The sequence below is a fragment of the Lapillicoccus sp. genome (genome assembly GCF_036559105.1).
Classification (GTDB): Bacteria; Actinomycetota; Actinomycetes; order Actinomycetales; family Dermatophilaceae; genus Lapillicoccus.
The window spans coordinates 1-17,561 of the sequence record NZ_DATBTV010000076.1 but is presented as its reverse complement, the minus strand read 5'-3'; the positions used below and the strand labels follow the sequence as shown (position 1 = coordinate 17,561).

Genomic DNA, 17,561 nt, shown 5'->3' with positions numbered 1-17,561 from the left:
GCCGGGCCCGGCGCTTCGTTTTGTCTGTCCCAATTCCGGACTGCCGACGTTGTCGGTTCGCCGGTGGCGAACTGGTCAGACGTGACAGCAGCGGGCGTCTGGAGGGCGGGAAGCGTGGGCCTGCGAGGATGACCGCCGTGTTCTTCTGGACCCACGACGTCGCCGCCGCACCGGGGCGTCGCGGGATCCGCTTCGCGATCACCTCACGCCACGGCGGCCGGAGCGAGCCACCGTTCGGCACGATGAACCTCGGCGGCCGGCTCGACGATCCGGCCGCCGTCGAGGCCAACCGCACCGCCGTCGCCTCCGCATTCGACCTCCCGCGCGAACGCCTGCTGTTCATGGAGCAGTGCCACAGCGCCGACGTCGCCCGGGCGGACGGGCCGTGGGAGGGGGCGGCCCCGCGAGTGGATGCGCTCGTGTCGACCCGGGGGGACGTCGCCCTCGCTGCTCTGTCCGCCGACTGTGTACCCGTCCTGCTCGCGGATCCGGTCGCCGGCGTCGTGGGAGCCGTGCACGCGGGTCGACCTGGGATGGTCGCGCGGGTCGTCGACCGTGCGGTCGACGCGCTCGTCGAGGCCGGGGCCGACCCGGCCGAGACGCTCGCCGTCGTCGGCCCGTCGGTGTGCGGCCGCTGCTACGAGGTGCCGGAGGGTATGCGCGCCGAGGCCGCGGCCGTGAGCCCGACCAGTGCGACCGTGTCCTGGTCCGGCACCCCGGCGATCGACGTCGCCGCCGGCGTGGTCGACCAGCTCTCGGCGCACGGGATCCGGGTCACCTGGGTCCCTGGCTGCACCCGCGAGAGCCCGCACCTCTACTCGTACCGCCGCGACGGCTCCACCGGCCGGTTCGCGGGGATCGTGCGGCTCGTCCCGGAGGACGCCTCGTGAGCGACGGGGCCCGCCGCGGCGAGCTCGCCGCGGGGCTCGACGGCGTCCACGCCCGTATCGCGACAGCGTGCGCCGAGGCCGGACGCGACCCCGGCGACATCGAGCTCATCGTGGTGACGAAGTTCTTCCCGGTCACCGACGTCCGGCTGCTCGCCGATCTCGGGGTCCGGGACGTGGGGGAGAACCGGGACCAGGAGGCCCGGGAGAAGCTGACCGACCCGCTGCTCGACGGCGCCGGCGTGACCCGTCACTTCATCGGGCAGCTGCAGTCCAACAAGGTCGCGTCCGTCGTCTCCTACGCCGACGTCGTCCACACCGCCGACCGTGCGAAGGTCGTCGCGGCGCTCGGCCGGGCGGCGGAGCAGCAGGGCCGAACCCCCCGCGTCCTCGTCCAGGTCAGCCTCGACGACGCACCGGACCGCGGCGGCGCCGACGTCACCGACATCCCCGCCCTCGCCGACGCCATCGCCGGAGCGGGCGGCCTCGAGCTCGGGGGCGTCATGGCCGTGGCCCCGCTGGGGACCGACCCGGACGCGGCGTTCGCCCGGCTGTGGGAGGTGGCGACCCGCATACAGCAGGACCATCCGCAGGCCACCTGGGTGTCGGCGGGCATGAGCGGGGACCTCGAGGCCGCCATCCGGCACGGGGCGACACACCTGCGTGTCGGAAGCGCAATCCTGGGATCGCGTCCGACGCTTCGCTAACGTCGCTGGGGACGACGGTTGACCGCTGTTTCATTGCACTACCAAGGGAGTTCCACGATGGCTGGGGCGCTTCGCAAGACGATGGTGTACCTCGGGCTTGCAGAGGACGACGACCGCTACGACGACGACGGGCACCGCGACGACGTCGCGGACTACGACGACGAGCGTCGCCGCACGCCGGAGCGCTCCGAGCGTCCGGGTGCGGAGCGTCCCGAGACCGGCGCGGCGGTCACCCAGCTGCCCCGGCGCCCGGCGCCCGTGGCGCGGCTGGTCCGCGAACCGGAGGTGGGTCCGCTGAACCGGATCACGACCATTCACCCGCGCACCTACAACGAGGCGAAGACGATCGGGGAGTCGTTCCGGGAGGGGACGCCCGTGATCATGAACCTCTCGGACATGAGCGACGCCGACGCCAAGCGCCTCGTCGACTTCGCGGCGGGCCTGGTCTTCGGTCTCCACGGCACCATCGAGCGCGTGACCTCGAAGGTCTTCCTGCTCTCCCCGGTGCACGTCGAGGTCGCGACCGAAGAGGTCGAAGGCGGCCCCACGACCCGCGGATTCTTCAACCAGTCGTAGCCACGGGCATACCGCTCACCGCACCCGGCCACCCCCGGCGTCGGGTTTCACCGGAACCATCAGCGAGACTTGACGTATGCGCACCATCGGTACGGTGTTCTCGACCGTCGTCTTCCTCTTCTTCCTGACCCTCATCGGACGGTTGGTGTTCGACTGGGTCCAGGTGCTGTCGCGGGACTGGCGGCCCAAGGGCGCGGTTCTCGTGGTGGCTGAGCTGGTCTACACCGTCACCGACCCGCCGCTGCGACTGCTTCGCCGGGTGATCCCGTCGATCAACCTGGGCGGGATGCGCATCGACATCGCCTTCCTCGTGCTCATGGTCATCACGTCGCTGTTGATGACCATTCGCATCGCCTGACCGACGTCCGAGGTGCGCCGAAACGCTCCGTGAGCCTGGCCGAGAGTCCGCCAGGTTGGTCGTGCCGTTGCGGTTCGATAACGTTGCTCGGGAACGGACCCCCACAAGCCGGCCGCGGTCCTGAGAAACAAGGTGGTACCCCATGGCTCTGACGCCTGAGCAGATCCTCAACAAGCACTTCCAGACGACCCAGTTCCGGAAGGGCTATGACGAGCGTGACGTCGACGACTTCCTCGACGACGTCGTGGCCGAGATGCGGGCGTTGACAGCGCAGCGGGACGACTACAAGCACCAGTTCGAGGAGTGCCAGTCCCGGACAAGCTCCAGCGTGCAGGACCGCGGGTCGCTCGACCCCGCGGTCGTCGAGGAGCACGAGAAGCGCCTCGAGGACGTCAAGAGCCGGCTCGCCGACGCGGAGTCGCGCGAGAAGGAGGTCAGCGAGCGGCTGTCCAAGGCGCAGGCCGACGTCGCCGCGGCTGAGGCGCAGGTCAAGGACCGCCAGGGCGCGATCGACGCCTCGGTCCAGGAGCGCCTCGACGCCGCCGAGAGCCGGGCCCGTGAGGAAGGCGAGGCCAAGGCCGCCGCCGAGCAGCGGCTCGCGCAGCTGGAGCAGGAGCTGGCGGAGGCCAAGGAGTCCGCCGCCGCCGCGCAGGGCCAGGCTCAGCAGGCCGAGCAGTCCGTCGAGGAGGCCCGCCGCCGCGCCGAGGATGCCGAGGCGCGCGCGGGCGAGGCCGAGCGCCGGGCAGCAGAGGCCGCCGAGACGGCCAAGGCCGGGCCGGTCGCGGCCGGGGCCGCAGGGACCGAGGCGCCGGCCGGGGCCGGGGGCAGCGACACCGGGGTCATGCGTGCGGTGGCCGGGGGTGCCGCCGGTGGCGCCAGCGCCGCTGCGCTCATCGAGCTTGCCCAGCGGGTCCACGACGAGCACGTCGGCAAGGGTGAGGCTCGGCGCGACGAGCTGTTCGCCGAGGGGCAGAGCCGCTACGACGAGCTGCTGTCGACCGGTCAGGCGCAGCACGACGAGCTGCTGTCGACGGGTCAGGCCAAGCACGACGAGCTGCTCGGCACCGCACAGAGCCGTCATGACGAGCTGCTCGGCACCGCACAGACCGAGCACGACCGGCTGCTGGCCGAGGCGCAGGAGCGTCACGAGCAGCTCATCACCGAGGGTCGCGAGCGGTCCACCGGCATGGTGGCCGAGGCCCAGCAGAAGAAGGCGGCGATCCTCGCGGAGCTGGACCAGGAGAAGGGCGTTCTGCAGCAGAAGATCGAGCAGCTGCGGGGCTTCGAGCGCACCTACCGCACCCAGCTGAAGTCCTACCTCCAGGGCCAGCTCGACGAGCTCGACCACGCCGGGGTCGAGCCGAACGAGGGCGGCGAAGGCCAGGAGAACGCCGAGGCCAACGGGCAGGTCGCGAGCCAGGCCGAGCACCACTGACCCCGGCCGGAGGGTGCGGCGAGAGCCTCACCCTCCACGTCACCTCGAGGCCGGTCGTCACGTGCTGGTCGCCGTTCGGGCGGTCGTCGCGTCGGTAGGTTCCGGCTGACCGGCCGGTATGTGAGTCGACATGCGTGCGACACGGGTCGTCCCGTGCGGTGAGCCGGGTTTGGAGTCGGCGTGTGCGGGGCTTATCCTCGCCCCGACCATCTACGAGGATCGCTACCCCGGAAGGGGCCGGTACGCCATGGCAGCCACAAGGACCCCCGCCACGAGCAGGGCGGGACGGACGACGTCCGCGGCGCGGCCCGCGGCGGCTCCGGCCGCCACGTCGGCGACCCGCAAGACCACCACCACCAAGTCGGTCGCGAAGAAGGCGACTCCGGTCAAGGCCGTGACAACGGGCAAGGCGGCTCCGGCGACGTCCACGGCCAAGCCGGCCCCGGCGAACATCGTGAAGGCGACCCCGGCGAAGACCGCGAAGGCGACCCCGGCGAAGACGGCGAAGGCGACCCCGGCGAAGACCGCGAAGGCGGCGACCACGGCTCGTCCCTCCACCTCCGCGAAGGCGGCGCCGGCCAAGACGGCTCCGGCCAAGACCGCGAAGGCTGCGGTCAAGACGACGAAGGCGGCACCCGCTAAGGCCGCCACGAAGACCGCGACGGCGGCGCCGACCAAGACCGCGACGGCCAAGACCGCGAAGGCTGCGGCCAAGGTGGTGCCGGCGAACGCCGCCACGAAGACCGCGAAGGCGGCGCCGACCAAGACTGCGACGGCCAAGACCGCGAAGGCTGCGGTCAAGGCGACGAAGGCGGCACCCGCGAAGGCCGCCACGAAGTCCGCGAAGGCGGCACCGGCCACGACCGCGCAGAAGACCGCTACATCCACGACCGCCAAGGCCTCCCCGGCCACCAAGGCATCCCCGGCGAAGGCGGCACCGGCGAAGTCCGCGCCGGCGAAGGCGACACGGGCCAAGTCCACACCAGCGAAGGCGGCACCGGCGAAGGCTGCACCGCCCGCAGCAAGCACTGCGACGGCGACGCCGGCGCGCGCCACGAAGGCGACCACGGCGGCCAGCGCCACGAAGGCGACCACGGCGGCCAGCGCCACGGCGACACCGACCGCGACCCTACGGGTGGCGACGACCGAGAAGCCGTGGACCGCCAAGGAGCTGCGCGAGATCCGCGAGGAGCTGGACTCCGAGCGGGCCCGGGCGATGGCCGACCTCGAGATCGCCGAGCACGACCTCCAGGGCCTGATGCGGGATGCGGGCGAGGGCGCCGGCGACGACCAGGCGGACGCCGGGGCGAGCATCTTCGGGCGTGAGTACGAGATGAGCCTCGTCGCCAACTCTCGCGACAAGCTCGACCAGGTCGAGCACGCGTTGGAGCGGCTCGCCAACGGCACCTACGGAGTCTGCGAGTCGTGCGGGAACCCGATCGGCAAGCTGCGGCTGCAGGCGGCGCCGCGAGCGACCCTGTGCATGGCCTGCAAGACGAGGCAGGAGCACCGCTGATCCCTGCCACGCCTGCACAGCGCGACCCGATCGACCCCGCGGACCCGACGCCTACCGATCCGACGCATACCGACGCTCCGGCCCCCGGCCCCCCGGCGGCGCGGCGCCGACGGCTGTTCCTGCTCCTTGCGGGCATCGCCGTCGTCACGTACCTGCTCGACCAGCTCTCGAAGTGGTGGGCGGTCAGCGCGCTGACCGACCAGCCGCCGCGGGACCTCATCGGGTCGTTCCTGCGGCTGGACCTCATCCGCAACCCCGGTGCGGCCTTCTCCATCGGTACCGGGAACACCTGGGTGCTGACGATCGTCGCCGTCGTTGTCCTTATCGTGGTGATCCGCGTCAGCCGTCGCCTCGGGTCGATCGGGTGGGCATGGGCCCTGGGACTGCTCCTGGGTGGCGCGTTGGGGAACCTCACCGACCGGGTCGTCCGCGAGCCGGGACTCGGCCGGGGTCACGTCGTCGACTTCCTCAACTACAACAACTGGTTCATCGGGAACATCGCCGACATCGCCATCGTCAGTGCGGCCATCCTCATCGGGCTGCTCGCGCTCACGGGGCGCAGCGTGGACGGGACGCGTGACTCGCGGGAGGCCGGCCGCCCCGAGGCCGCCGACGATGGCCCCTGACGAGCGGACGCTGCTCGTCCCGGACGGGCTCGAGGGCGAGCGCGTCGACGCAGCGATCGCGCGGCTCTTCGGGGTGTCGCGGACCAAGGCAGCGGACCTCGCCGCCGCGGGCCACGTCTCCCTGAACCACCGGCCGGCGGTCAAGTCGGACCGCGTCTCCGCCGGCGACCTCCTCGAGGTCGCGCTGCCGCGGGCCGAGGACAGCCCGACCCTGGCGGTCATCGCGGAACCGGTTCCCGGAATGACCATCGTCCACGACGACGACGACATCGTCGTGGTGGACAAGCCGGTCGGTGTCGCCGCGCACCCGAGCGTGGGGTGGACCGGTCCGACGGTCCTCGGTGGCCTCGCCGCGGCGGGGTACCGGATCTCGACCTCCGGGGCGAGCGAGCGGCAGGGCGTCGTCAGCCGGCTCGACGTCGGCACGTCCGGGCTGATGGTCGTCTGCAAGAGCGAGCGCGCCTACTCCGTGCTCAAGCGGGCGTTCAAGCACCGGACCGTGGACAAGACGTACCACGCGCTGGTGCAGGGGCTCCCGGACCCGCTCGTCGGGACCATCGACGCCCCGATCGGTCGGCACCCGGGCGCGGACTACAAGTTTGCCGTCCTGGACTCCGGCCGCAACGCGGTGACCCACTACGAGGTGGTGGAGGCGTTCCGGCACGCGTCGCTGCTGGAGATCCATCTGGAGACCGGGCGTACCCACCAGATCCGGGTCCACTTCGCGGCGCTGCACCATCCGTGCTGCGGCGACCTCATCTACGGCGCCGACCCGACCCTCGCCGCCCGGCTCGGGCTCGAACGGCAGTGGCTGCACGCGTCCGGCCTCGGGTTCGAGCACCCGACCCGGCACGAGTGGGTCACCTACTCCAGCCCGTTCCCCGCGGACCTCCAGCACGCCCTCGACGTGATCTCCACCGGTTAAAGAGGTCCGCGGACGGGCTGAGGACGCCAGACTTCGGGTATGCCGTTCGCCGCCGCGTCGCCCTCGCCGCTCGGACCGCCGACGCACAGCGCGGTGATCGTCAGCATCCCGGAGGCGGAGCCAGTCGTCGGTCATCACCGGCGCGTTCTCGACGAGTCCGCGCCGTGGGGAGTACCGGCGCACGTCACCGTGCTGTTCCCCTTCATGGACCCCACGGAGCTGAATGACGACGTCCACGCCAAGCTGTCCCGGGCCGTGGCGACGGTCCCGGAGTTCACCGCGACGTTCGGCTCGACCGCCTGGTTCGACGAGAACGTGCTGTGGCTGGCGCCGGACCCGGCCGAGCCGTTCCGGGCGCTCACCACGTCGGTCGCGGCGGCGTTCCCGGAGCATCCGCCCTACGCGGGGGCCCACGAGGACGTCGTCCCGCACCTGACCGTCGGTCAGGGCGCCCGGCCCGAGACGCTCCGGGCGGTCGAGCGGCAGGTCCAGCCGACGCTCCCCGTCCAGCAGCGGGTGACCGAGGTGGAGGTCATCGTCGGGCGGCCCGAGGTCGGCGGCTCCTGGGACGTCATCGCCCGCTTCCCCTTGGCCTGAGGGGCCGCCGGCACCACCGAACTCCGATGTTCCCCCGGTTTTCGACGGTTCGGAGGCAGAACCGATGAACATCTGAGTTCAGTCGAGCAAGGGGACGCGACACCCCGGCGACGACACGCCGAAGGGCGTCCCCTGGCCCGCCTAGAGTGGTCCACGATGTCCGCCGCCCCCGCCTCCGCACCGAGCTTTGCGCACCTGCACGTGCACACCGAGTACTCGATGCTCGACGGTGCCGCCCGCATCGACGAGCTGCTCCAGAGCGCCGCTGAGATGGGCATGCCGGCGATCGCCACGACCGACCACGGCTACGTCTTCGGGGCCTACGAGTTCTGGTCCAAGGCCCGCCGCTACGGGATCAAGCCGATCATCGGCGTCGAGGCCTACCTCACCCCCGGAACCCACCGCCGCGACAAGACCCGGGTCCGCTGGGGCGACGAGAGCGCCGGCCGCGACGACGTCAGCGGCGGCGGCGCCTACACCCACATGACGCTGCTCGCCCGCACCACCGGCGGCATGCACAACCTGTTCCGGATGAGCTCGCTGGCGTCGATGGAGGGCCACTACTTCAAGCCCCGCATCGACCGCGAGCTCCTCGCGCAGTACTCCGACGGCCTCATCGCCACCACCGGGTGCGTCGGCGGGGAGATCCAGACCCGTCTGCGGCTCGGCCAGTACGACGAGGCCCGCAAGGCCGCCGGCGAGTTCCAGGAGCTGTTCGGCCGGGAGAACTTCTTCGCCGAGGTCATGGACCACGGCATCCCCATCGAGCGGCAGACCCAGCGCGAGCTGCTGCGCCTGGCCAAGGACCTCGCCATCCCGCTCGTCGCCACCAACGACCTGCACTACACCAAGGCCGAGGCCGCCAAGGCCCACGCGGCGCTGCTCTGCGTCCAGTCCGGCTCCACCCTGATGGACCCCAACCGGTTCAAGTTCGACGCCGAGGAGTTCTACCTCAAGACTCCCGCGCAGATGCGGCATCTGTTCCGCGAGCTGCCCGAGGCCTGCGACAACACGCTGCTCATCGCTGAGCGCTGCGACGTCTCGTTCGTCGAGGGCGAGGGTCGCTACATGCCGCGGTTCCCCTGCCCCGATGGCGAGAGCGAGGAGTCCTGGTTCGTCAAGGAAGTCGAGCGCGGCCTCGAGGTCCGCTACCCCGAGGGCGTCCCGGCGTACGCGACGGAGCGGGCGCGCTACGAGACCGACGTGATCCTCAAGAAGGGCTACGGCGGCTACTTCCTCGTCGTCGCCGACTTCATCAACTGGGCCAAGGACCACGGCATCCGGGTCGGCCCCGGTCGTGGCTCCGGTGCCGGCTCGATGTGCGCCTACGCCCTGCGCATCACCGACCTCGACCCGGTCGTGCACGACCTGGTCTTCGAGCGGTTCCTCAACCCCGAGCGCCCGTCGATGCCCGACTTCGACGTGGACTTCGACGAGCGCCGCCGCGGCGAGGTCATCCACTACGTCAGCGAGAAGTACGGCGAGGAGCGGGTCGCCCAGATCGTCACCTACGGCACCATCAAGGCCAAGCAGGCGGTCAAGGACGCCGCCCGGGTCATGGGCCACCCCTACGCGATGGGGGAGAAGCTCACCAAGGCGATGCCGCCGCCGATCATGGGCAAGGACATGCCGCTGTCCGGCGTGTTCGACAAGGACCACCCGCGCTACCACGAGGCGACCGAGTTCCGCGGCGTCCACGACGAGGACCCGCAGGCCAAGGAGGTCGTCGAGACCGCCCTCGGCCTCGAGGGCCTCAAGCGTCAGTGGGGCGTCCACGCGGCCGGCGTGATCATGAGCAGCGAGCCGCTCATCGACCTCATCCCGATCATGCGCCGCGAGCAGGATGGCCAGATCATCACCCAGTTCGACTACCCCAGCTGCGAGACGCTCGGGCTGGTCAAGATGGACTTCCTCGGGCTGCGCAACCTCACCATCCTCGACGACGCCATCGCCAACGTCCGGGCCAACCGCGGTGAGGACGTCGACCTCGAGGCGCTGTCCAAGAACATGACCGACCCCAAGGCCTACGAGGTGCTGGCCAAGGGCGACACCCTCGGCGTCTTCCAGCTCGACGGCGGTGGCACCCGCACCCTGCTGCGCCAGATGCAACCGACGACGTTCGAGGACATCTCGGCGACCATCGCGCTCTACCGGCCCGGGCCGATGGGCATCAACAGCCACACCAACTACGCGATGCGCAAGACCGGGCGCCAGCCGGCCACACCCATCCACCCCGAGCTGGCCGAGCCGCTCGAGGAGATCCTCGGGGCGACGCACAACCTCATCGTCTACCAGGAGCACGTGATCCAGATCGCGCAGAAGGTCGCCGGCTACACGCTCGGCCGGGCCGACCTGCTGCGCAAGGCGATGGGCAAGAAGAAGAAGGAGGTCCTCGACGCCGAGTTCGCCGGCTTCGAGGCCGGCATGCGGACCAACGGCTACAGCGCCGACGCCATCAAGACGCTGTGGGACGCGCTGATGCCCTTCGCGGACTACGGCTTCAACAAGGCGCACGCCAAGGCCTACGCGCTGATCTCCTACTGGACCGCCTATCTCAAGGGCAACTACCCGGCCGAGTACATGGCCGCGCTGCTGACCAGCGTGCGCGACGACAAGGACAAGTCAGCGCTCTACCTCAACGAGTGCCGCCGGATGGGGATCAAGGTCCTGCCGCCCGACGTCAACGAGTCGGTCGCCAACTTCGCCGCGGTCGGCACCGACATCCGGTTCGGGATGGCCGCGATCCGCAACGTCGGCACCAACGTCGTCGACGCCGTGGTCCGCAGCCGCGAGGAGAAGGGTCGGTATGCGTCATTCAAGGACTTCCTGCGCAAGACGCCCGCCGTGGTCTGCAACAAGCGCACCATCGAGTCCCTGGCCAAGGCCGGCGCCTTCGACAACCTCGGCCACTCGCGCCGGGGAATCGTCGAGAAGCACGACCAGTTCGTCGACGCCCTGGCCGACGTCAAGCGTCAGGCCGACTTCGGGCAGGACAGCCTGTTCGACGCCCTGATGTCCGGCTCGTCCGACATCGACGAGGGCGCGGCCTTCGACGGCCTGCCGGAGCTGCCGACCCACGAGTGGGACAAGCAGACGCTGCTCACCTTCGAGCGCGAGATGCTCGGGCTCTACGTCTCCGACCACCCACTGTTCGGCATAGAGCACGTCCTCACCCAACACGCCGACACCTCGATCGCCGCGCTCATGGGCGACGAGCCCAAGCCCGACGGCACGCAGGTGATCATCGCCGGGCTCATCACCGGCCTGCAGATCAAGCGGACCAAGAAGGGCGACCTCTGGGCCATCGCCACCGTCGAGGACCTCGAGGGCGCCATCGAGTGCCTGTTCTTCCCCAGCTCGTACGCGACGGTCGCCCCGCTGCTGCGCACCGACGTCGTCTGCGTGGTGCGGGGACGGGTGTCCAGTCGTGACGACGCCGTGTCGGTCTACGCGCAGGAGCTCACCCTCCCGGACATCAAGGAGGGCCCGCGCGGACCGGTGGTAGTCAACCTGCCGCTCGTCCGGGCCACCGACGCGCTGGCGGAGGAGATCAGGCGGGTGCTCGGGGAGCACCCGGGCGCCACCGAGGTGCACCTCAAGCTGACCCAGCCCGGCCGGTCCGTGCTGATGAAGGTCGATGACCGGCTGCGGGTCTCCGCGTCCCCCGCCCTGTTCGGCGACCTCAAGGCGCTGCTCGGCCCGTCCTGCCTCAGCTGACCGACCGGCCCCGCTGACCTTGCTTCTCACCGACCGTCGCCGCATCGCGACCGAACGCCTCGCCGCGATGCGGATCGCGCCGCTCGCCGAACCGGCCGGGTCGATGGTCGAGACGATCGCGCGCACCGTCCACCACCACCTCGCCATGCAGGCACAGGACGTCGGCAGCGGGATGTGGTCCGTCGGGGTCCGGACCGGCGCGACTCGGGCCGACGTCGAGGCGGCCATTGCCGCGCGGCGGGTGACGAGGAGCTGGCCCATGCGCGGCACCCTCCACCTCATGGCCACCCAGGACGTCCGCTGGATGTGCCGGCTGCTCAACGAACGGGTGGTCGCGACGAGCCGGAGGGTCTTCGAGGCCGAGGGGCTCACCGAGGCGGTCGTCGGCCGCGCCCGCGAGGTCCTCGTCGGTGCCCTGGCCGGGGGCGTGGCGCTCAGCCGGCCGAACGCCGTCGCGCTCCTCGAAGCCAACGGCGTCGACCCGAGCGGGCAACGGGCGTACCACCTCATCGGCCGGTTCTGCCAGGAGGGTCTGCTCTGCCAGGGCCCGGCCGAGGGCCGCCAGCCGACGTTCGTGCTCATCGACGAGTGGGTGCCGGAGTCGTGGACGCCGGGTCGCGAGGAGGCCATGGCCGCTCTCACCACCCGCTACGTCGCCAGCCACGGACCGGTGACCGAGCGCGACCTGGCCGGCTGGTGCCACCAGACCCTCACCTTCGCCCGCGAGGCCGTGGCTCTGGCCGGCGACGCGGTGACCACCGAGACCATCGGCGGCCAGGCATACCTCGTCGCGGCCGACCGGCCGGAGCCGCCGGCGGGCACCCCGGTGCGGCTGCTGCCCGGCTTCGACGAGTACGTCCTCGGCTACAAGGACCGGTCGGCGATCCTCACCCCCGAGGAGGAGCTGCGGGTGGTCCCGGGCAAGAACGGCATGTTCCTCGGCACCGTGGTCGTCGGAGGCCTCGTCGTCGGCACGTGGAACCGCAGGACCGGCGCCCAGCGAACAGTCGTGACGGTGACCCCGTTCGGGTCGCTGAGCGCCACCAGGCGACGGGAGCTCGAGCGGGCAGCGGCCGCCTACGGCCGGCACCTCGGCAGCCCGGCGGAGGTCGTGTATCTGGACCCGGTCGCCGCGGTCCTCTGACCTCGTAGGGCGGTGGCCACCTCAGGGGGAGGGTGGGCACCGCCTACTGTCGTCCTCGTGAGCACGCCGCCAACCCCCCGGGCGCCGCGGGACCCGTCGTCCCGGACCGTCCACGGGGACACCGTCGTCGACGACTACGCGTGGATGGCCGACCGCGACGACCCACGGCTCGCGGCCTACCTGGAGGCTGAGAACGGCTACACCGCAGCCCGGACCCAGCACCTGGAGCCTCTGGCCCATCAGATCGTCGAGGAGATCCGCGCCCGCACCAAGGAGACCGACCTCAGCGTGCCCGTGCGTCACGGTGGCTGGTGGTACTACGGCCGCACCGTCGAGGGGCTCCAGTACGGCATCGCCGGGCGGGTCGACCTCGCCACCTTTCCCGAGCGACCGGTGCTCGGGACCGACGGGCCGCCTGAGGGCGAGCAGGTGGTCCTCGACGAGAACGTCGAGGCCGAGGGTCACGAGTTCTTCTCGCTCGGGGCCAGCGACGTCTCACCGGACGGGACCCGGCTCGCCTTCGCCGTCGACGTCACTGGCGACGAGCGGTACGACCTGCACGTCCGGGACCTGGCAAGCGGTGACGAGATCGACGACGCCGTCCGCGGCATCGGTGCCGGTGTGGCCTGGTCGCTCGACGGTCGCCACCTCTTCTACACCCGGTACGACGAGGCGTGGCGCCCGTTCCAGGTGTGGCGGCACGAGGTTGGAGGCGACGCCGACGCCGACGTCCTGGTCCACGAGGAGACCGACGAGATCTTCCGGGTCGGCGTCGGCTCGTCCCGCGACGACCGCTGGGTGGTCATCGGTGTCGGGTCCTCGACGTCGAGCGAGTACCGCCTGCTCGACGCGGCCGACCCGACCGGCACCCCTCTCCTCGTCGCCGTGCGGAAGCCCAAGCTCGAGTACGACATCGAGCCGCTCGGTGACGAGCTGTTCGTCCTGCACAACCGTGACCGGGTCAACTTCGAGGTGTCGCGGGCCGAGGTCCGCGGCGGCGGCGTCGGCCCCTGGACGCCCTTGGGACTCACCACGGAGGACGAGCTGGTCACGGGGGTCGACGCGTTCGCCTCGTTCCTCGCGGTCTCGCTGCGCTCCGAAGGTCAGACGGCGATCCGGATCGTCCCGCGAGAACCATTGTCGCCCAACGGTTTTGGCACGCCTTGGGATATCGCGTTCGACGAGCCGATCCGGACCGTGGGCGTCGGCGACAACCCGGAGCCCGAGGCGCAGACGCTGCAGGTCTTCTACACCTCGATGGTCACGCCGCCCTCCGTCGAGGAGTACGACCTCGCCACACGGGAGCTTCGACTGCTGAAGCAGACCGAGGTTCGAGGCGGCTACGACCCCACCGACTACGTGCAGGCGCGGGAGTGGGCGACCGCTCCGGACGGTGCACGGGTACCGGTCTCCGTGGTGCGCAAGGCCTCCACGCCGCTCGACGGGACCGCACCGGCGGTGCTGTATGCCTACGGCGCGTACGGACTCAGTACCGACCCGTGGTTCTCGATCGCGCGGCTGTCGTGGCTCGACCGCGGCGTCGTCTTCGCCGTCGCCCACATCCGTGGCGGCGACGAGCTGGGGAGACCTTGGTACGAGGACGGCCGCCTCCTGCACAAGCAGCACACCTTCGACGACTTCGTCGCGGCCGGATCCCTCCTCGTCGAGAAGGGGTACGCGCACCCGGATCGGCTTGCTGGCAAAGGCGGTTCGGCCGGCGGACTGCTGATCGGCGCGGTCGCGAACCAGGCGCCGACGCTGTTCCGCGCACTGCATGGACAGGTCCCGTTCGTCGACGTGCTGACCACGATGCTCGATCCCAGCCTGCCGCTGACCGCGGGTGAGTGGGAGGAGTGGGGCGATCCCATCCGCGACCCGGACGCCTACGCCTACCTCAAGGCCTACTCGCCCTACGACAACATCGGCGAGCAGGCATACCCGGCGATGCTCGTGACCACGAACCGGCACGACACCCGCGTCTACGTCACCGAACCCGCCAAGTGGGTGGCCCGGCTGCGCGACCGCGCGGTCAACGACCCCGACCGCGACCCGATCCTGTTGCGGACGTGGATGACCGCCGGCCACCAGGGCCAGTCGGGTCGCTACGACGCCTGGCGGGAGACGGCCTGGGAGCTCGCCGTCCTGCTCGACCTCATCGCGCAACGCGACGGCCCGGACCCGGCCGAGTAGCGTCGAGGGGCGTCGTCGATAGTGGAGTACTCATGAACAAGCTCTGGACCCGTCCGGGCGCGGCCCTCGTCATCGGCATCGTCCTCGGGCTGGTTCTCGGGTTCCGCACTCACAACTTCGGGCTCTGGCTGATCATCGGCGTCGCCCTCGGGGCGGCGTTCGAGGCGATGAGCTACGGCCGCCGTCGCAGCGAGAACGCTGACGGAGGCGAACCGGGACCTGGGGACGGCCGCTGAGCTGCCGCGGTTGAGGTCACGGGACCTTGGGGCGGAAGGCCGTCCACGGGGTGGGAGAGGATGCCGGTATGCCCGATCCCGGGTCCGTGCCGATGATCCGGTATGCGACGACCTCCGACGGAGTCTCGGTCGCCTGGCAGTCGACCGGGAGCGGTCCGCCGCTGGTGTGGATGCCGTCCCTCGGCAATCTCGTCGCGCAGTGGCGGATCCCGTTCCTGCGGCGGGCGTACGAGGCGCTCGCGGGCTCGTTGCAGCTCGTGCTCTACGACGGACGGGGCACCGGCAGCTCCAGCCGTCAGGTCGACCCCGACGACCTCGGCGTCGACGCGCAGCTGCGCGACCTCGACGCCGTCGTGGCCGCGGCCGGCCTGGACCACTACGCCGTGCTCGGGTACTACCACTCGGTGCCGGCGGCTCTGGCCCACGCGGCCGCCCACCCCGACCGAGTCACCCGGATGGTCCTGTTCGGCGGCTCGGCCCGTACTCGTGACGTCATGAGCCCCAGCCAGACCCAGGCCTTGCTCTCCCTCGTCGAGCAGGACTGGGACCTCTTCGCCGAGTCGGCGGCGCACGCGTGGCTCGGCTGGCAGGCGGGGGAGGCGGGGCGACTGCTCGCGGAGTCGTTCCGGACCGCCGCCAGCCCGACCGTCGTGACGGCGATGTTTCGCGAGGCGGCCCAGACCGACGTCCACGAGCTGCTGCCGTCGGTGCGGACGCCGACCCTCGTGGTCCATCGGCAGTCCGACCGCCAGATGCCTCCGGAGGTCTCGGCCGGCCTGGCCGCCGCGCTCCCGAACGGCCGGCTCGTGCAGCCGCCAGGCGACCGACCCGCCCTTTTCCTGGAGGACGTTGCCGCCGACGTCGAGCTGGTGTCGCGGTTCGTCGCCGACGGGACCGTGACCGAGAGGTCAGTGGCCGCGGTCACGGCGGACCGCAACGGGCTGACGCCGAGAGAACGGGAGGTGCTCCGCCTGCTCGCCGGTGGTGGGACCAACGCGGGCATCGCCCGGGACCTTGACATCACCGAGCACACCGTCGAGCGGCACGTCGCGAACCTCTACCGCAAGATCGGGGCGCGGGGCCGGGCGGAGGCCACCGCCTACGCCGTCCGGGCGGGACTGGCCTGAAGCGGCGTCGTCGTCCGAGGAAACCCGTCAGTCGGTCTCCCGGGTGGCCGGGATTCGGGGGCACCTCAGGCCGAGGATGCTGGGGCCATGACCACCGCCTCCACCGCCGCCCGTCGTCCGCCGGGTTGGGCCGCCGGCTTCAACCGGTTCGCTCTCTCGATGTCCGGCCACCGCTGGTTCCCGCTGTACGCCGTCGTCGAGCACGTGGGACGTAAGTCCGGCCAGGCGTACGAGGTGCCGATCGCCCTCATCGCTACGCCGAGCCGGTTCGTCATCTGCCTGCCGTTCGGGCGAGGGACGAACTGGGCGCGGAACGTCATCGCTGCCGGCGGCTGTGACGTGCGGTGGAAGGGTGCCGTGCACCACGTCACGGAACCTCGGCTGGTCGGCCAGGACGTGGCGCTCCCACTGGCCAACCGCTTCGAGCGGTTCATGATCCCGCGGCTCGGGTTCGAGGACTTCCTGCTGCTCCGGCGGTGAACTGCTCGATCGCCGGAATTCGTTGGTACTGAACGTGATTGACGCTTGTTCCGAGCGCGCGCGTCAGGTAGAGTGGACGTATGTTCGAATCGGGACGGGCGTCGAGCGCCGACCTTGAGGGTCTGCTCTCCGCCCTGTCCGGGCTGGAGAGGGCCGTCGACGATGCCGAGCGGGTCGACCAGCTGGACCTGCTGGAACGGGTCAAGTCGGCCTGCGCAGCGGCCCAGGCACGGGTCACCGTCGACCCGGCCGACTCGCAGCAGGAGATCGCCGAGCAGTGGCGCGAGCACGCTCGGGCCGTGGCCGACGCGGGCGACGTCGAGTCGTGGCGACGGGCGCGAGCGATGGCCCGAGCGGCCTCCTGTGCGGAGGCGGACGACACGGCGCCCCCAGCCGCTGCCGGTAGCGCTCGCGGCCGCAGGGGCGGAACGGATGTCGGAGTGGCTGCACAGGTCGCGCTGGAGCGGCGGGAGTCGCCGCACACCGGGAGCCGCCTCGTACGACTGGCGTATGCGTTGACGCACGAGATGCCCTACCTGCTGGCGCTTCTGGAGCGTGGGGTGCTGTCCGAGCGGCGGGCGACGCTGGTCCTCGGCGAGTGCGCGGCCCTGTCGATGGAGGAGCGATCCCGAGTGGACGCCGAACTGTCGCACAGCGTGGGCGAGGCGCTGGGACGCCTCAGTGAGAGGGAGCTGACGAGCCGGGTTCGGGCGATCACCTACCGGCTGGACGCCCAAGCGGTGGTGGACCGTTCGGCCTACGCCGAGCGGGAGCGCCGGGTGACGCTGCGCCCAGCGCCCGACACGATGTGCTGGCTCACCGCGCTGTTGCCCGCGACGCAGGGGGTCGGGGTGCGGGCGGCGCTGACGCGAGCCGCGGACTCGGCGCGGGTCGCTGGTGACACCCGGGCCAAGGGTCAGGTGATGGCCGACACGCTGGTCGAGCACGTCACCGGTCAGACGGTCGCCGATGCCGTGCCGGTCGAGGTGCAGCTGGTGATCACGGACCGGGCGCTGCTGTCCGGCGACGGCACGCCGGCC

Annotated in this window: 17 protein-coding genes; 16 read left to right on the top strand and 1 reads right to left on the bottom strand. The window is 71.2% G+C overall.

Going from position 1 to position 17,561, the window contains the following annotated elements:
* Positions 1-137: 137 nt before the first annotated feature.
* The 5 genes from pgeF (at position 138) to VIG79_RS09660 (ending at position 3,963) form a co-directional block, all read left to right on the top strand.
* The gene (gene pgeF / locus VIG79_RS09680; protein ID WP_331885006.1) at positions 138-890 is read left to right on the top strand and encodes a peptidoglycan editing factor PgeF; all 753 of its coding nucleotides are present in this window, start codon (positions 138-140) and stop codon (positions 888-890) included.
* Positions 887-1,594 (top strand): YggS family pyridoxal phosphate-dependent enzyme, encoded by a 708-nt coding sequence (locus VIG79_RS09675; RefSeq protein WP_331885005.1) that lies wholly within the window; start codon positions 887-889, stop codon positions 1,592-1,594. The genes pgeF and VIG79_RS09675 overlap by 4 nt, the downstream gene beginning before the upstream one ends.
* Before the next feature lie 57 nt (positions 1,595-1,651).
* Positions 1,652-2,170 carry a cell division protein SepF gene (locus VIG79_RS09670; RefSeq protein WP_331885004.1) on the top strand — a complete coding sequence of 173 codons (519 nt, stop codon included), beginning with the start codon at positions 1,652-1,654 and terminating at the stop codon, positions 2,168-2,170.
* 76 nt (positions 2,171-2,246) lie between these two features.
* Positions 2,247-2,528, top strand: a complete 282-nt coding sequence (locus VIG79_RS09665) for a YggT family protein (protein WP_331885003.1) — start codon at positions 2,247-2,249, stop codon at positions 2,526-2,528.
* Positions 2,529-2,670: 142 nt separating this feature from the next.
* Positions 2,671-3,963, top strand: coding sequence for a DivIVA domain-containing protein (locus VIG79_RS09660; RefSeq protein ID WP_331885002.1), 1,293 nt, complete (start codon positions 2,671-2,673; stop codon positions 3,961-3,963).
* A gap of 222 nt (positions 3,964-4,185) precedes the next feature.
* Here VIG79_RS09660 and VIG79_RS09655 read toward each other — a convergent pair whose 3' ends face one another.
* Positions 4,186-5,073: a hypothetical protein gene (locus tag VIG79_RS09655; protein WP_331885001.1), complete on the bottom strand. Its 888-nt coding sequence runs from the start codon at positions 5,071-5,073 to the stop codon at positions 4,186-4,188.
* A 25-nt stretch (positions 5,074-5,098) separates the two neighbouring features.
* Here VIG79_RS09655 and VIG79_RS09650 point away from each other — a divergent pair, with 25 nt between their 5' ends.
* The 11 genes from VIG79_RS09650 to VIG79_RS09600 form a co-directional block, all read left to right on the top strand.
* Positions 5,099-5,479, top strand: coding sequence for a TraR/DksA family transcriptional regulator (locus VIG79_RS09650; RefSeq protein ID WP_331885000.1), 381 nt, complete (start codon positions 5,099-5,101; stop codon positions 5,477-5,479).
* Positions 5,443-6,105 (top strand): signal peptidase II, encoded by a 663-nt coding sequence (gene lspA / locus VIG79_RS09645; RefSeq protein WP_331884998.1) that lies wholly within the window; start codon positions 5,443-5,445, stop codon positions 6,103-6,105. Before VIG79_RS09650 ends, lspA begins: the two co-directional genes overlap by 37 nt.
* Entirely contained in the window at positions 6,095-7,030 is a 936-nt protein-coding gene (locus VIG79_RS09640; RefSeq protein ID WP_331884996.1) for an RluA family pseudouridine synthase, read from the top strand. The genes lspA and VIG79_RS09640 overlap by 11 nt, the downstream gene beginning before the upstream one ends.
* A gap of 39 nt (positions 7,031-7,069) precedes the next feature.
* Positions 7,070-7,627 carry a 2'-5' RNA ligase family protein gene (locus tag VIG79_RS09635; RefSeq protein ID WP_331884994.1) on the top strand — a complete coding sequence of 186 codons (558 nt, stop codon included), beginning with the start codon at positions 7,070-7,072 and terminating at the stop codon, positions 7,625-7,627.
* 156 nt (positions 7,628-7,783) lie between these two features.
* Complete coding sequence (dnaE, locus tag VIG79_RS09630) at positions 7,784-11,344, top strand: DNA polymerase III subunit alpha (protein WP_331884992.1); 3,561 nt, start codon at positions 7,784-7,786, stop codon at positions 11,342-11,344.
* Positions 11,345-11,363: 19 nt separating this feature from the next.
* On the top strand, positions 11,364-12,488 hold the full coding sequence (locus tag VIG79_RS09625) for a winged helix DNA-binding domain-containing protein (protein ID WP_331884990.1): 1,125 nt from the start codon (positions 11,364-11,366) through the stop codon (positions 12,486-12,488).
* A gap of 57 nt (positions 12,489-12,545) precedes the next feature.
* Positions 12,546-14,678, top strand: coding sequence for a S9 family peptidase (locus tag VIG79_RS09620; protein WP_331884988.1), 2,133 nt, complete (start codon positions 12,546-12,548; stop codon positions 14,676-14,678).
* 32 nt (positions 14,679-14,710) lie between these two features.
* Complete coding sequence (locus VIG79_RS09615) at positions 14,711-14,914, top strand: hypothetical protein (RefSeq protein ID WP_331884986.1); 204 nt, start codon at positions 14,711-14,713, stop codon at positions 14,912-14,914.
* 68 nt (positions 14,915-14,982) lie between these two features.
* Positions 14,983-16,041 carry an alpha/beta fold hydrolase gene (locus tag VIG79_RS09610; protein ID WP_331884984.1) on the top strand — a complete coding sequence of 353 codons (1,059 nt, stop codon included), beginning with the start codon at positions 14,983-14,985 and terminating at the stop codon, positions 16,039-16,041.
* 87 nt (positions 16,042-16,128) lie between these two features.
* Positions 16,129-16,521 (top strand): nitroreductase family deazaflavin-dependent oxidoreductase, encoded by a 393-nt coding sequence (locus tag VIG79_RS09605; protein ID WP_331884982.1) that lies wholly within the window; start codon positions 16,129-16,131, stop codon positions 16,519-16,521.
* Between the two features lie 80 nt (positions 16,522-16,601).
* A partial coding sequence (locus VIG79_RS09600) for a DUF222 domain-containing protein (protein ID WP_331884980.1) occupies positions 16,602-17,561 on the top strand: 960 nt, incomplete at its 3' end.

Excerpts from the sequence above, each read along its gene's own strand:
- VIG79_RS09670 (WP_331885004.1), top strand. The coding sequence starts at position 1,652 with ATGGCTGGGGCGCTTCGCAAGACGATGGTGTACCTCGGGCTTGCAGAG.
- VIG79_RS09665 (WP_331885003.1), top strand. The coding sequence starts at position 2,247 with ATGCGCACCATCGGTACGGTGTTCTCGACCGTCGTCTTCCTCTTCTTC.
- VIG79_RS09660 (WP_331885002.1), top strand. The coding sequence starts at position 2,671 with ATGGCTCTGACGCCTGAGCAGATCCTCAACAAGCACTTCCAGACGACC.
- VIG79_RS09640 (WP_331884996.1), top strand. The coding sequence starts at position 6,095 with ATGGCCCCTGACGAGCGGACGCTGCTCGTCCCGGACGGGCTCGAGGGC.
- VIG79_RS09635 (WP_331884994.1), top strand. The coding sequence starts at position 7,070 with ATGCCGTTCGCCGCCGCGTCGCCCTCGCCGCTCGGACCGCCGACGCAC.
- dnaE (WP_331884992.1), top strand. The coding sequence starts at position 7,784 with ATGTCCGCCGCCCCCGCCTCCGCACCGAGCTTTGCGCACCTGCACGTG.
- VIG79_RS09615 (WP_331884986.1), top strand. The coding sequence starts at position 14,711 with ATGAACAAGCTCTGGACCCGTCCGGGCGCGGCCCTCGTCATCGGCATC.
- VIG79_RS09610 (WP_331884984.1), top strand. The coding sequence starts at position 14,983 with ATGCCCGATCCCGGGTCCGTGCCGATGATCCGGTATGCGACGACCTCC.
- VIG79_RS09605 (WP_331884982.1), top strand. The coding sequence starts at position 16,129 with ATGACCACCGCCTCCACCGCCGCCCGTCGTCCGCCGGGTTGGGCCGCC.